The organism is Paenibacillus sp. S28 (assembly GCF_016624415.1).
Lineage (GTDB): Bacteria > Bacillota > Bacilli > Paenibacillales > Paenibacillaceae > Paenibacillus_AQ > Paenibacillus_AQ favisporus.
The window spans coordinates 1,004,433-1,018,502 of sequence record NZ_JACVTM010000001.1; the positions used below are offsets into that span (position 1 = coordinate 1,004,433).

Sequence of the window (14,070 nt, forward strand, 5' to 3'; positions counted from 1 at the left end):
CTACAATAATTTAATGTTTTAGCAACTATTTTTGAAAACTGGCCATCAATAGAAACAATCTATATACACTTCACGTTTCCTTCACAGCAAACCCTTTATTGATTTAAACGCGATATATTCAACGAGGCACGGAAAACTAGATGGACTTTTAAAGATAAAAATCCCCGCCCCTCTCAACAAAAAATAAATGTTCAGATCGTTGAATCTTCATTATTATGCAGTGAAAATACTTACACTTTTTGCATAAAAAAACCTCCCTGATGCACATTAAAAATGAATTGGAGGGATGACCATGGAATTGGAGGAGAAGGATCTTACAACAGATCTTGGGGTCAATGAGGCTATTCTGCGAGAACTCCTTCATAATTCATCTGACGTGGTGTTTCGGAGGCTTCCTTTGGATGGTCAAACGCTTTTGCTCATTTACGTGGAGGGATTATGTGATACTAATTTGGTGGAGCAAATCATTCTTAAACCCTTATTCAACCAAGGTCTTTTGGGTAGCGACACCCTTCTCAAGCAAGCAGTTAACCAGCTATTTCTTCCGGTGTTAAAGGTAACCACCGCTACGAAAGCAGGACAAGTGGTCAAGGGAATATTGACAGGACAAGTAGCCCTCCTTGCTGAAGGAGACTCCGAGGCACAGCTAGCAGATTTCCAGCACTACCAGGAGCGTAGTGTTGAAGAGCCCTCGACGGAGCCCGTTGTACGAGGACCCCGAGATGGCTTTACGGAGTCTCTTCGAGTAAACACAGGTTTGATTCGAAAGCGACTCTGCACCCCCCAATTGGTCAACAAATCGTTCCAAGTTGGAGAAAAAACCGATACAAAAGTTGAACTTCTCTACTTAGATGGGGTAGCTAAAGCTTCTATCGTGGAAGAAGTAACTCGCCGCATCAGTGAGATTCGAATAGACGGGGTCCTGGAATCGGGATATATTGAGGAACTGATCGAAGACACTCCATTTACACCCTTTCCTCAGATTCAGAATACAGAGCGACCCGATGTCGTTTGTGCTGCATTGTTGGAAGGGAAAGTGGCAATCGTTACAGCGAATACCCCTTTCGTGCTGATTGTTCCAATGACGTTCTGGTCCGGTCTTCAAGCATCGGAAGATTATTACGAGCGTTCAATTTTCACCACACTTGTAAGGTGGGTTAGGTACTTCATGTTCCTGATCGCCCTACTGCTGCCGTCGGTTTACGTTGCTCTAACTACTTTTCATCCACAAATACTTCCAACAGTTCTTCTAATTAGCATCGCAGCGGCAAGGGAAGGTGTCCCCTTTCCCGCCGTCATGGAAGCCCTCTTGATGGAATTTATGTTTGAAGCCCTTCGCGAAGCCGGCGTCCGACTACCGAAAACAATTGGTTCAGCCGTCAGTATTGTGGGAGCACTGGTTATCGGCCAATCCGCTGTTGAGGCTGGTATCATCTCTGCTCCCATGGTCATCGTTGTGGCAACGACGGGGATCGCGTCATTTGGCATACCGCGTTACAATCTCGGAACCGCTCTGCGGATTCTTCGATTTCCTATGTTGTTACTCGCTGGATTTATAGGAATTTACGGTATCCTGGTCGGCATTACGGCGCTCCTAATCCATTTGTCTTGCCTACGTTCATTTGGCGTCCCTTACCTTAGTCCTGTTACTCCCGAAACGACAGGCTATGTAAAAGATCTCATTTTTCGAGCACCGAGATGGAGCTTACGATATCGTCCTAAAAACACGGCTGGGAGTAACGACAAACGAATCTCATGATAAGTTGCTGTCATAAATCCAAAGGAAGGTGACGGCCCATGTATTTTAAATTTGGGATTGCCCTTTTACTTATTCTAGTGCTCACGACAGGATGCTGGGATCAAAAGGAGCTTAGCAGCCGGTCCATCTGGATCGGCTCAGGGTTTGACAGGGACGGGAGGGGGGATATCGTATTAAGTGGCCAAATTCTGATCCCCGGCAAACAAGGCCAAACCGGAGGAAAAGGAGGTTCCTCCGGAAATGGCACAAGCAATTTCGTGGTTTCGGGAATGGGAAAAAACGTTAGTCAAGCCGCAGCCGATTTACAAGGAAGTCTATCCAGGGAAGTATTTCCGAGCCACCGTAGGGTCGTTTTTCTTGGAGAACAGTTCGCAAGAGATGGTGTCACGGATATGCTGGATGAACACTCTAGGAATCCACTGGTCCGGTTACGAACTGATATCTTCGTCGTAAAAGATGGTACCGCACGTGAATTGATCCAATCAACATATCCCTTGGAGAAAATACCCGCGATCGGCGCATATAAAGAACTGGAACATACGAGTGGCATGAAACAAGCCACTTTCATGAGATTTTTAAGGGCAGCTAGCAGCGATGGTGTTAGCCCCGTATTACCCGTGATCTCTTTGAATCGGAAAGGTAATAAAATTGAGGACGTAACTAAGCAACAATCATTTCGGATGAATGGCATAGCCATTTTCGATAAAAAAAAGCTGAAATTAAAAGGTTTTATCAGTCAAGAAGAAGCGTTAAATGTAAATTGGATTACAGGTGTTTTAAATAGCACCACTGTGACAACGCCCATTCCGAAAAATCAAGGGAGAGTCAGCATTCACTTGTCACGGATAGGGCGTAGAATCTTACCAGAAAACCACAATGGAAAAATCGTCTTTCATGTCAAGTTAACGGGCAAAGGCGTTATTCGTGAGAACCAGACTCGGTTGGATCTTCGTAGCCCAACTAATGTCAAGTTAGTTAAACAAGCATTAGAAGTTGAAGCAGCAAAGGAAATTAAAGAAATCATCTTAAAAATGCAGAACACATACCAAGAAGATATTTTCGGATTTGGTGAGACTTTGCACCGGAAAAGCCCGTCAGCTTGGAAAAAAATAAAAGACAACTGGAATAATTATTTTACAGCAGCAGAATTCGATGTCAAAGCTGAATTGACCATAACCCAAATAGGGTTGACGGGGCCAGGTTTGTATCTGCGGGAGGAAGAAACGATCAAATGAATACACCGAGAATTTCTAACATACAGGTATTTTGGATCACGTTTTCGATCGAGTGTGCTATGACATTGTTCTTCACGCAATCGCCAGTCATCCAAACAGCGAAGCAGGATGCGTGGATTTCTTACCTGGTCGGCGGAGCTATTGCCTGCGGAATCACTCTTCTTTCCAGGGCCCTGTCCCTTATGTACCCTGAACAATCGCTCAACGACTTCAGTACGAAAATCTTAGGGAGTTGGTTTGGGAAGATTTTGGTGGTCCCCTTTTTATTAATATGGATAGTCATGTCTGGGTCTCTTCTTCGTCAATTTTCCGATTTCTTTCAAATGATCTTGTTTGATCGAACCCCTACAAGCGTCCTGATGCTTCTCATGATGGTAATAGTGGTAAGCTTAGTTTGGGCTGGAGGAATCGAGGGAATTGGACGATGCAGCCAATTGATGGGACCCGTCATATTGTTGATCATTGTTGCGATCACTTTATTGAGCTTTAACAATTACGAATTAGAACAAATTTTCCCTATTTTTTCGGATTCAGGAGCAAGAGCAATTATGCGAGGAAGTCTGGCGCCGGCCTCGGTTCTGGGAGACACCGTATTTCTGTTGATGGTGACCAAGTTCATGGAGAATCCCCGTCAAGGTACTAAATTTGCCGTTTGGGCTGTCGCGTCAGTTGCCATCATTTCCTCTGTGCTGACCTTAACGGCTTTATCCATCTTCGGATCTGCATTAGCATCAAAGATGCTGTTTCCAACATTTGAGATGATGCGATACGTCTCACTTATGGAGTTCATCCAGAACATCGAAATTTTTTCGTCTGTTTTATGGTTCTTCAGTGTGTTTCTCAAATTGAGCCTTTATTTATTTATTGCTTGCTACGGGATGTCCCAATGGATGGGCTTGAAACGTTGGAGTATTTCAGTCTGGGTAATTTCTCCGGCCGTATATATTATAGCTTGGATTTTTCCTAAAACTGTCCTCTACACTTCCCAAATTCAGCTTCATCTAAGCGTTCGTTACGTGATGCCTATTGAGTTGATCGGTATTCCATTCCTTATGTGGATGATTGGCAAGGTTCGAAAACGGCGATCACATCCGAAAAAATTGTAGGTGAAACCTTACGATCTATGTTCTTGTCGTCTGGTTTTGACAAGAAAATATAATAGCCGCAACTACGCGGATTATGGGAAAGAAGAAGATGAAGATGATTTCTGGTACAGGTTGTACGCCGGTCCACAGTTGATGGAATTTGATTGTGAAGAGCTTAAATATATCCGAAAACGCGAGGGGTATAGACAAAAGGAGGTTGTCGAAGCAATCGGAGCCTCGGTTCGTTCCTAAGCGATGGCGCGGGAGCGTCCTTTTTTATTGAACCAAAAAATGAGTTTGCTTTAAAAGGTATCAAGGTGATTAAAAAGCGATTATGTGGGTAAAGAACGAAGTACGATAGCGTAATAGACCGCCTTTTTACAAAGGCGGTTTTTTTATTGCTAAAAAGGAGTGAACGGATTGCTGACGGCGATAAAGTTACCGGAACGATTCAAACATACTCCGGGTCGTTCTGGATTCTGTGCTCGATCTCAAGCCTCAAACGCTTGGTTTGGGCTGTATCGATCTGAGCTTGTACGTCCAAACGTTCGCGCTTACACCAAAGCGTATTTTTATTATGCAATATGTCCCTCTATTTCTGCTCTCAATTGTTCAAACCAATCTAATCGGTAATCGGCTCATGTTCTTGTCCTTTTCGGCAATCGGTACTATCTTTGGTTTGGGACAAGAACTTTTACCGATAAAATAAAAAAGCCGCTATAATAGCGACTTTCAATGGGACTTTGTTCTTGTCCCCCGACATCTTTCATGATTTGATTCTAAGCGGAACCTCAAGCAGCTTCTGAACGTCTTATAAATAAAGGAGCTGATTTACCCATGGTTCAAACATTCTACCTTGTTTTCGGAACTATTTTTATTACACTCGGCATCCTGAGTCGCATTAAGCCCACGTTTGGCTGGAATATGAATGAAGCGTGGAAAGTAAAAGACGACTCCGAGCCAAGTGACGCCTACATTGAAGCTCGAAAATTCGGCGGGTTTATTGCAATAGTGATTGGTTCATTTTTCTTTGCGCTTTAACAAAAAAACCTTCTCCTCTCCGGAAGAGATTAAAGGTTTTTTATGCAGCTGCCTTTTTTTATTGAACTAACGTTTCCCGTTAGCTCAGCGCGACAAGTTAATAATTTTAAGCATCTCCAAAACAATTTATAAAATTTGCCGTTTAGTAAGCAATACCTACACGTGATCTTATGAAATTGCAATCTTTAATCTGGTTGTACGTGAATTTTGCTGTATCCAACACAGATATTTTAATGCCGCCTTCAGGTAAAATATTCCGTTCCACACGATATTCCCCTATATTTTCTCGGTTCTCCAAAAAAGTAGGACATACGATAGTCCAATGAAGAGTTGAATGTTTTAACAAATTATATACCTGATGATGTTCTTCTGCTGCACGGGTTGACCTACGCTTGGATTCACTTGATTGATATCTTAAAAAAGGAGAGGAGATCTCACTTTGAAGAATACCGGCCGTTCCTACGGTTATGATACGTTGTATACCTGCGTTATACATTGCTTCGATGATTAATGGCATACTAACGGATAGAGTTGTTGTACCATCTGTATTTAGTGCGCTAATAACCAAATCATTTCCGTCTATTGCATGTGTGATATCTTCTTTATTTAGAACATTACCTTTTAGAATAGTCAAATTTTTATTAAAATTTTGAATCTTCTCTGGGGTACGGACTAATACTGTCACATGATGTCCGTCATGAAGAGCATGTTTAACAATATGGCTCCCTACTCGTCCAGTTGCACCTAAAACCAATAGATTCATAAAAAGAACCTCCCAAAGCCAATAACTTACATTTATTCTCAGCGTTTCTTATTCGAGAGGCGGTCTCATTTTCAGTCTTAAAGAAGAGGTCCCAAGTAACGAACCATAGTAGCTTGGGACCCTTCGAGCTTTATTATCTATACTCAGTTAGTTATCAATGATGAATGAAAGGTGCATTCTTCATATATTGCGGAGTTTCTGTGAAGGCTTGAAAGTTCCCCTTTCTTATCGTGCCATCCCGGAAGCGATTCAATATTGCCTGCATGCGGCCAGGAATCACATCGTAAATCCGCAATTGCATGAGCATCTCGCTCTTAAATTTTACCATATCGATTGAAAATCGTTCTTACCAATGGCCGGCACTTTGACCGCCATCGACATGAAGAACCTCACCGGTGACGAAATCTGCAGATTCCAGATAAAGAATGGCGTGGACGATTTCTTGAACCTCGCCCATGCGCCCCATTGGGTGTAGTTTACTCAAAAAATCATGGATTTCTACCGGATGCATCGGCGTCTTAATGACTCCAGGCGCAACAGCATTCACGCGGATGCCCTTGTCTGCAAACTCAATCGCCAGTGACTTGGTTGCTGATGTCAGTCCGCCTTTCGTCAGCGCAGCCAGCACGGAAGGTGCGGCTTTTATTGGCTGTTCAGCGACGCCTGCCGTAATGTTAACGATGTGCCCAGCGCCAGTCTTCAGCATTTCTGCCGCTGCATACTGGGTAACATAGAAGAAGCCTGCCACATTAGTAGACAGCACCGTTTCAAATTCCTCGGCTGTGTAGTCTGTAAATGGTTTTCCCAAGTAAATCCCCGCATTGTTCACAAGCGTATCAATACGCTCAAAACGAGTAAGTCCTTCGCTGATCAATCGCTTCGCTACCTCAGGATTCGAAATATCTCCAGCCACATAGGCAACTTGGGTATTCGTGGAATCAATTTCTCTTGCCGCTTCAGCCAGCGCTTGTTCACGGCGACCGTTTATAACGACCTTTGCTCCTTGTTTGACCAATTCAATGGCGAGTGCTTTTCCAATCCCGCTGCTGCCACCTGTAATTATAACAACTTTGCCATGGATACTCATTTCCTGCACGCTCCTTTATAAATAAAAACCTACGGTGTTGGCCGTGAACTCATCTTAAAAAAAGGACGAGAACCTGGACTAATGAAGGGCTGCTGCGTAGCCTACTAAGATTATCTTTCAGGTTTGATACGGACAACAATCAATAATGGTGAAGTGACTGCTGTCCGGTCATCCCTACGCTCAGATAGATTGAACATTCACGAAGAAAAGGTAGTGAACAAATCTCTTAATTCGCGAAGGATAACTTCCTGATATTCGTTGTTAACTTGATAGAGATCGCCGATCTTCCGATAGGTTAGGTTCAGTTTCTCCTTATAATTGGCTGCCTGTTTATTGGGATTGTTCTTTTTAAACCGATCCATCACGGCCTGGATATAGGCCGGACGAGCTCCCCATCTGCCTAGAACATCTCCGGACGCATTCAAGAAAACCGCGATTGGCTGATTTCGCCCGCCATCCGTGAGAAAGAGATCCATAGTTTCCAAATGCTTTTCCATGAGCAACACTTCAGTAGAAATACCGCTCTGCTCCATCACTCGAAACAATAAGGGGACGTTCCAGATGACGTCCGGGCACCAATCTGTACATAGAATCAAGCAGTGGAGGTCGGAGGGATTGTTTAAAGTGGTGAAAAATACTTTCTGATCTTCTTGCGCCCATGTGAAATTCTCGTAAACGGAGATGAACCGCTCTTTGGTATTCGTGATATTACTGGTCTCCATCGTCCGATTCTGCATGCCATCTATGAATTGTTGAGGTGGAATTCCTTGACCGATTTTGTGTTTTAAGTTCAATCGTGCTCCCATTACTTCACGCTTCCTCCTCATTATTTTTGGGGTACTGCCGAATGCGGATCTCATAAAACTCCATCGAAGAATCATTTTCAATTAGGTAAAGGTATTCCCCCAATCCTTCCTTCTTCAGATCCTCCTTTGGAATAAAGCAAAGTGCTGCTGAGTTAATCATGGTGAATAGGTGTATCTTCTGACTCTCGGGCCTGCTTGATAGCAGCCTCCAATAGATCTTTCGGTTGCACCCCGACTAGTTGGTTCACGACTTGCCCGTCTTTGAATATTAACAGGGTGGGAATGCTCATGACGTTGTACTTGGCCGCGGATTCCGGATTATCATCCACGTTGATTTTTACGATTTTGGCTTTATCGCCGATCTCGGTAGACAGTTCGTCTAGTATCGGAGCTACGATTTTACAAGGTCCGCACCAAGGTGCCCAGAAATCGACGAGCACAGTGCCCGCTGCGGTCTCATTTTGGAAAATAGCATCTGTTATCGGTTGAACTGACATGGCATATGCCTCCCTAAGGAATTTTTGATTCGTTATGCGAAAATATGAAGCGTCTGCTCGGACAAGAACCGTTCTGCATCCAGCGCAGCCATACAGCCGCTGCCAGCCGACGTAATGGCTTGGCGATAAATGCGATCCTGCACGTCACCGCAGGCGAAAACGCCAGGTATGGCGGTTTGGGATGTGCCCGAAATGACTTGCAGGTAACCTAGCTCATCCGTTGTCAGCTGCCCGCCCAAGAAGCCCGTATTCGGCGTGTGGCCGATCGCCAGGAAAATCCCGTCGGCTTCCAACAGTTCCTCTTCGCCCGTTTCGTTGTTACGCACTTTCAGTCCGCTTACGCCCATCGGACCAGCCGTTACTTCAAGCGGTGTCCGGTTCAAGCTCCAAGCTATCTTCTCATTTCCGCGCGCGTGATCTTGCATGATCTTCGAAGCCTTTAGTTCATTACGGCGATGCACGACGCGAACTTCGGACGCGAAACGGGTCAGGAATTTCGCCTCTTCCATCGCAGTATCTCCACCGCCAATCACGATGATTCTCTTGTTGCGGAAGAAGAAACCGTCGCAGGTCGCACAGGTGCTGACACCTCTGCCAATATTCTCAGCTTCACCAGGGATGCCCAGCTTCTTGGCCGATGCACCTGTCGAAATAATCAGTGAATCAGCCGTCAATTTACTGCCGTCCTCCAAGAACAGTGTGAACGGCCGATTGGACATGTCCACTCCAGTCACCAGACCAGACTGAATCGTAGCACCGAAGCGCAGTGCTTGCTTGCGCATGTTATCCATAAGCTCGGGACCCATAATTCCGTCTGGGAACCCGGGGAAGTTATCGACCTCCGTTGTTGTCGTCAATTGACCACCGGGTTGAATTCCTTCAATGACAAGTGGAGTAACATTCGCTCTTGCCAGATAGATTGCCGCTGTTAGACCTGCCGGACCTGTACCGATAATAATCGCTTTGTAATGCATAGGTAGACTCCTCCTCGGTTTTCATCCATATCACGTAGCATGTAACTTGCTTACAAATAGATTTGAAACAAAACGTATGAGAGAAATACTCCAATGACCTGTGGTGTTTTTCCAGATAAGGCTAAAAAATTTCGAGCATCTCCCTTACAAATTTCGTTCATTCCTAGTTTTATTTTACAAACCAATTCTTTTATTTATCTGTAAACCAGATTACAATTGGGCACGCGATCAGCCTTCGACTGGCTGGTGAGCTTCCGAACGCATCGGAGCGGCCAAAAGTGATAACGACCTTCTGCTTCGCGGGTTACATCGGTCTTGATTATAAATCCAAATAAAAACGGTGTTCTGTAAAGTAGCTTACAGTTCTTTACCATATTTAAAATACGAAATACGGGAAGACCAATGTAAAGTAGATTACAGACGCCGATTCGGCTGGCATGATAATCTGCAAGAAGCGGACAGCCTGCTATGGACAATGGTTATCAATTAACCGCATCTATTTTCCTGGCGGGAGAAAGTTTCCCCATTAAAAAGTAGGAATGCAAACATGAAAGGAGAATTCGGATGTAGATACTCGCTCGTTTTGGGAGGAACAGCGTTTATCGTAGCCGGTTGGTTCGTCTATGATCGTGGAAGGTCATGAAGTGACCATTGCAACAAGAGGTCAGACACCGGATAATTCTGGCGATCCCGAGACCCGAATAAAAGCGGACAGGACGAATCGGGAAGCAATAACGAGTTTGCTTTGAAGTTCGACAGGGTTATCATATGATCAAACAGCACAGGAATAAGATTATTCTCGAGGGTTCTTTACCAGAGTCGGCTATCTATGAGATGGTTAAGCACTCTTACGTATTTTTACGACGAGTAGCTGGAATATCCGGGCCATTAATCGGGGACACTGTCAACAGCCCGCGTTATCGCGAGTTACTCCGTTCGCGCTTCGGCCTGTAGCCGTGATGCCGCGCTCTAGAAATTTTCACTTTCTTCCTCTCACTTACGAAGATTACCGCTCACATTACAAATTTAGGAGGCAGTAACTTGACGCAATTATTATATATCACCGCTACCCCCAAGTCGCCGGACCGTTCAGTCGGCCTGCAAGTCGGACGGGCGTTTCTTCAAGCCTATCAGGAAGCTCATCCGGACGACAGCGTGCGAGTATTCGATGTCTACCAAGAAACGTTCCAGACAGTCGATGGCGATGTCGTGCGGGCATGGGAGAAATTAAGAAAAGAACGCCTGGACTTTTCCGAACTAAGACCCGTGGAACAGCAGAAAGTTAATGCCCTTAACGACATTACCGAGATGGCAATGCGCGCCGATAAATACGTGTTCGTTTCCCCCATGTGGAATTGGGGCATTCCCCCTCGGCTCAAGGCGTTCATCGACGCCTTCGTCATTGTCGGCAAGACGTTCCATTACATTGAAAGCGTGCCGGTCGGCCTGCTGCGCGACAAAAAAGCGCTGCACATCCAGTCAAGCGGCGGGATTTACTCCGTAGGGCCGGCAGCGGCCATGGATTACAGCCACCCCTATCTGCGCCAGGTGCTCGGCATCGTCGGGATTCGTGACATCCAAGCACTGTACGTTGAAGGCCATGATTTTCAGCCGGAGCGCGCGGAAGAGATCATCCGGGCAGCAATGGAACAGGCCGTCAAGCTTGCCGCGGCCTGGTAACGAACCGGACGTGAAAATCCCCCTCGAGGGGATTTTTTTGTTAACCGCTCCCCATTTTTACGTCTCGCAGTGCTTTTCTTAACACTGTCTTAAGACACTCGCAATCGCCTTGATTCCCTCTAAAATGTTGATTTCTCCCACATTACCAAATCCCATAATAAGTTGATTTTCGTACCTTCCTTTTACAATGGTGTATCTTTCTGCTGGATACACTTTAATATGAAGTTCCTCAAGTTGAGCGACTACTTGGGAGCCGCAGAAGCTTTCGGCCATTTCCGCAACCAAATGCAGGCCTGCCGCATCCCCGGATATTTTCACTCTGTTGCCGAAAATGTTGGACAAACCTGCGATGAGGCATTTTCGTCTTTTGCTGTAAATACGCTTCATACGGGCGATGTGGTGTTCCAGGTGGCGTTCGGTGATAAATCTCGCCAAAGTGATTTGCGGCAAGATCGGACAGTGCATATCTAACAGCTTTTTTAAACGAAGAAGCGGATCTAGCAGCTCATGAGGAACTACCATATAACCAATACGCAATGCAGGAAACAAGTTTTTACTGAAAGTCCCGATATAGACGATACGTTCCGAGTCGAGCTCTCGTAGGGCATGTACCGGCATTCCTGCATACCGGAATTCGCTGTCGTAATCATCTTCGATAATATAACATCCGGTTTGTCGGGCGTAATCTATAAGCTGAATGCGCCGCCCAATGGAAAGAATGCTGCCTAAAGGAAATTGATGTGAAGGAGTGACGAACACGCATTTGGGGCGCCGATGAGTCGGCAGGTCGTCAACGCGCAGACCATGCTCATCTACGGGAACCGGGATAATATCAGCACCTGTCGATTCAAAAATATGTTGAATAAAGGTGGCGTTAGGATCTTCTATGGCTACTGCGTCCCCCGGTTTCAATAATAGCCTGGACAGCATGGCTATGGCTTGAGTCGCTCCGGCGGTTATGATCACTTGCGAAGGCAGACACCGAATCCCTTTGGTATGCAGCAAAACCTGACAAATATTCGTGCGAAGTTGCCAATTGCCTGCAGGGTCATCGTCATAGCCAAAGTCTCCTGAATGAGTATTTGTATATGCGGCAATAGCGGTTTCTTTCCATTTCTTGAAAGGGATGTGTTCCAAAGCCGGAAAACTTGGGCGAAAATCAATGCCTTGGAAGCGAGCCGGGGGTTCCGCAACAGTCCCTTCACCGGTAGAATGGATCTCTTGAAGCTGTGAATAGAATTGTCGTTTGGTTCCGCCAAGATCAACGACATAGCTCCCAGAGCCTTGTCGGCCTTCCAAGTACCCTTCGGCGATTAGCTGTTCAAACACGTCCACGATAAGTGCACGTGATACTCCGAATTCGTTTGCCAAATCCCGCGTCGATGGTAGTTTAACACCGGCTGCATAGACACCTTGAAATATCTGTTCGCGCAGCAAGGAATAGATTTGTTTGGTTTTAGTCTCAACTGTAGCAGGCGTGCGTGGAGGCATAAAGCATTTCTCCTTCATTTAAAATAAGTGGTATGCTGATTTTCAAATAAAAGTGGATCTGATTGAATCCAATTTTACATGCTAAAATGAATAATTACCAATACAAAGCTTGGGATAGAAGATGAACTGATGAACCTCCGAACCTTGTCCTATTCGGACTCGTGAACGAGGGACGTCCGAAATAGTGAAGCAAACTCAGCCTCAGGGAATACTGTCGAAGGCGGCGACTGGGTTCTGATACCGCCCTCTTTATGGCATCTATGTATTGAGGTCTACGATTAGTTTAATCGCACCTATACTAGAGGTCATTCGACGATATCTGGGCATGAATGCATTTGCTCCCAGTTTATTAACCTCTATCCTGATTCTTTGCATGGGCTTACTTTCGCCCGCTATCCATTCGACTCGTATCTATTCGACTCGGCAATCATACTGTGAACAGGGGATTGCCTGTTCACTGGTTATGATATAGTGTGTGGCATTTTTGCGTATGGTTGCGCATTCCGCTCCATGCTACTTCATACTGCTATTTTGGAACAAAACTTATCCCCTTCTGCCAGGATAAGGAAGCAGTCGAATGCCGTTTTCGCCGATTCGGAAATCAATTGCGTGTAAGGTCCAGGAAAGTATATACGCGACTGGGTATTCGAATAAAGGGCTGTAACATTTAAATATTTACAAACCAACCAAGGGAGAAGCATGGCAGCTTATCAAGAATCCGTATCCCGTTGGCTAACACCATTTGGAGGCTCGATAATCAATGAACAAGCTCTGGTATTTATCGCAAATCAGCATCTTTGAAGAAATGTCGCAAGAAGAGATACGAGAGATCGATCAGTTAGATACCATCCATCATTTCAATTGGATTACAAAAAACACATTGGTCCAAACCCCCGAGTCCGCGCGTGAGGGACTCTATTTCGTCAAGGAGGGCAAGCTTAGACTCTATAAACTGAACGACAGCGGAAAACAGTTCACGCTTGGCATTCTTACAAGAGGAAATATATTCGGAGAGTTAAATTCATTCTCGTTCGGAACCAGGCAAGTATATATTGAAACGTTGGAATCATCGCTTCTTTGCACCATGTCCGAGCTTCAGTTCGAACGGCTGATGATCAATCGGCCTCAGCTTGCGCTCAAATTTCTTAAAGCACTCAGTGACCGGTTAAAGGAGCGGGAGGATCAATTGGAGCAGCTTGCGCTTCATGGTCTCAGGAAACGCTTGCTCCATCTCCTCTCCACACTGAGCACAAAGTTCGGCATCATTCAAGACGGATATGCCCTGATCGATCTGCCTCTTTCGCATCAAGAGATTGCCAATATGCTCAGTGCTAGCCGTGAAGCGGTTAGTGGCGTGATGAGTGAACTTGCCAAGGAAGGCGTCGTTAAGACATCTCGCCTGTCTGTTCAACTTGCTGTTACAATACTTGAAGAACATATTCCTCAAAATTCTACACATTGATACTGAAGATGCCCTGCCGAAGGTCTTTCCTGGGCATTGAGGATTACCAATCTAATGCAATTTTTGACAATCTTTATAGTCCAAGATAAAAAAGCGATCGTTTCCGAAAGGAAATGATCGCTTCCTCCTCAGCTTCAGATGAAATCCGAAAACCGCTAATGATAGTTCCCTTGGCTTTTGTGAGTTATTC

At 45.2% G+C, this 14,070-nt stretch carries 12 protein-coding genes; 6 read left to right on the forward strand and 6 right to left on the reverse strand.

Translation table 11 applies throughout. From position 1 onward, the window contains the following. Positions 1-292 precede the first annotated feature (292 nt). The 4 genes from IAE55_RS04205 to IAE55_RS04220 all read left to right on the forward strand — a co-directional run bounded on the left by IAE55_RS04205 (position 293) and on the right by IAE55_RS04220 (position 5,120). Positions 293-1,759, forward strand: a complete 1,467-nt coding sequence (locus tag IAE55_RS04205; RefSeq protein ID WP_234489268.1) for a spore germination protein — start codon at positions 293-295, stop codon at positions 1,757-1,759. 38 nt (positions 1,760-1,797) lie between these two features. Further along, positions 1,798-2,994, forward strand: a complete 1,197-nt coding sequence (locus IAE55_RS04210) for a Ger(x)C family spore germination protein (protein ID WP_200631016.1) — start codon at positions 1,798-1,800, stop codon at positions 2,992-2,994. Continuing rightward, positions 2,991-4,100, forward strand: coding sequence for a GerAB/ArcD/ProY family transporter (locus IAE55_RS04215; protein WP_200631018.1), 1,110 nt, complete (start codon positions 2,991-2,993; stop codon positions 4,098-4,100). Before IAE55_RS04210 ends, IAE55_RS04215 begins: the two co-directional genes overlap by 4 nt. Positions 4,101-4,916: 816 nt before the next feature. Further along, entirely contained in the window at positions 4,917-5,120 is a 204-nt protein-coding gene (locus tag IAE55_RS04220) for a DUF6199 family natural product biosynthesis protein (RefSeq protein ID WP_145164419.1), read from the forward strand. A gap of 142 nt (positions 5,121-5,262) precedes the next feature. Here IAE55_RS04220 and IAE55_RS04225 read toward each other — a convergent pair whose 3' ends face one another. From IAE55_RS04225 to trxB, 5 genes are all read right to left on the reverse strand, one after another. Next, entirely contained in the window at positions 5,263-5,883 is a 621-nt protein-coding gene (locus IAE55_RS04225; protein ID WP_200631020.1) for an NAD(P)-dependent oxidoreductase, read from the reverse strand. A gap of 346 nt (positions 5,884-6,229) precedes the next feature. Beyond that, complete coding sequence (locus IAE55_RS04230) at positions 6,230-6,970, reverse strand: SDR family NAD(P)-dependent oxidoreductase (RefSeq protein ID WP_145164423.1); 741 nt, start codon at positions 6,968-6,970, stop codon at positions 6,230-6,232. Between the two features lie 197 nt (positions 6,971-7,167). After that, entirely contained in the window at positions 7,168-7,776 is a 609-nt protein-coding gene (locus IAE55_RS04235) for a thioredoxin family protein (RefSeq protein ID WP_200631022.1), read from the reverse strand. Between the two features lie 152 nt (positions 7,777-7,928). Continuing rightward, entirely contained in the window at positions 7,929-8,273 is a 345-nt protein-coding gene (trxA, locus tag IAE55_RS04240; RefSeq protein ID WP_200631024.1) for a thioredoxin, read from the reverse strand. A gap of 32 nt (positions 8,274-8,305) precedes the next feature. Next, positions 8,306-9,247: a thioredoxin-disulfide reductase gene (trxB, locus tag IAE55_RS04245; protein WP_200631026.1), complete on the reverse strand. Its 942-nt coding sequence runs from the start codon at positions 9,245-9,247 to the stop codon at positions 8,306-8,308. A gap of 1,041 nt (positions 9,248-10,288) precedes the next feature. Here trxB and IAE55_RS04250 point away from each other — a divergent pair. Beyond that, positions 10,289-10,927 carry an FMN-dependent NADH-azoreductase gene (locus IAE55_RS04250; RefSeq protein ID WP_200631028.1) on the forward strand — a complete coding sequence of 213 codons (639 nt, stop codon included), beginning with the start codon at positions 10,289-10,291 and terminating at the stop codon, positions 10,925-10,927. Positions 10,928-11,005: 78 nt separating this feature from the next. Here IAE55_RS04250 and pdxR read toward each other — a convergent pair whose 3' ends face one another. After that, positions 11,006-12,418, reverse strand: a complete 1,413-nt coding sequence (gene pdxR / locus IAE55_RS04255) for a MocR-like pyridoxine biosynthesis transcription factor PdxR (protein WP_186382106.1) — start codon at positions 12,416-12,418, stop codon at positions 11,006-11,008. Positions 12,419-13,178: 760 nt separating this feature from the next. On the opposite strand from pdxR, the gene IAE55_RS04260 reads away from it, so the two are divergent. After that, positions 13,179-13,880: a Crp/Fnr family transcriptional regulator gene (locus IAE55_RS04260; protein WP_183577123.1), complete on the forward strand. Its 702-nt coding sequence runs from the start codon at positions 13,179-13,181 to the stop codon at positions 13,878-13,880. Positions 13,881-14,070 lie beyond the last annotated feature (190 nt).

What these genes read in the sequence shown, in the direction of transcription:
- IAE55_RS04205 (WP_234489268.1), top strand. Translation starts at nt 293, where the DNA reads ATGGAATTGGAGGAGAAGGATCTTACAACAGATCTTGGGGTCAATGAG.
- IAE55_RS04210 (WP_200631016.1), top strand. Translation starts at nt 1,798, where the DNA reads ATGTATTTTAAATTTGGGATTGCCCTTTTACTTATTCTAGTGCTCACG.
- IAE55_RS04215 (WP_200631018.1), top strand. Translation starts at nt 2,991, where the DNA reads ATGAATACACCGAGAATTTCTAACATACAGGTATTTTGGATCACGTTT.
- IAE55_RS04220 (WP_145164419.1), top strand. Translation starts at nt 4,917, where the DNA reads ATGGTTCAAACATTCTACCTTGTTTTCGGAACTATTTTTATTACACTC.
- IAE55_RS04225 (WP_200631020.1), bottom strand. Translation starts at nt 5,883, where the DNA reads ATGAATCTATTGGTTTTAGGTGCAACTGGACGAGTAGGGAGCCATATT.
- IAE55_RS04230 (WP_145164423.1), bottom strand. Translation starts at nt 6,970, where the DNA reads ATGAGTATCCATGGCAAAGTTGTTATAATTACAGGTGGCAGCAGCGGG.
- IAE55_RS04235 (WP_200631022.1), bottom strand. Translation starts at nt 7,776, where the DNA reads ATGGGAGCACGATTGAACTTAAAACACAAAATCGGTCAAGGAATTCCA.
- trxA (WP_200631024.1), bottom strand. Translation starts at nt 8,273, where the DNA reads ATGTCAGTTCAACCGATAACAGATGCTATTTTCCAAAATGAGACCGCA.
- trxB (WP_200631026.1), bottom strand. Translation starts at nt 9,247, where the DNA reads ATGCATTACAAAGCGATTATTATCGGTACAGGTCCGGCAGGTCTAACA.
- pdxR (WP_186382106.1), bottom strand. Translation starts at nt 12,418, where the DNA reads ATGCCTCCACGCACGCCTGCTACAGTTGAGACTAAAACCAAACAAATC.
- IAE55_RS04260 (WP_183577123.1), top strand. Translation starts at nt 13,179, where the DNA reads ATGAACAAGCTCTGGTATTTATCGCAAATCAGCATCTTTGAAGAAATG.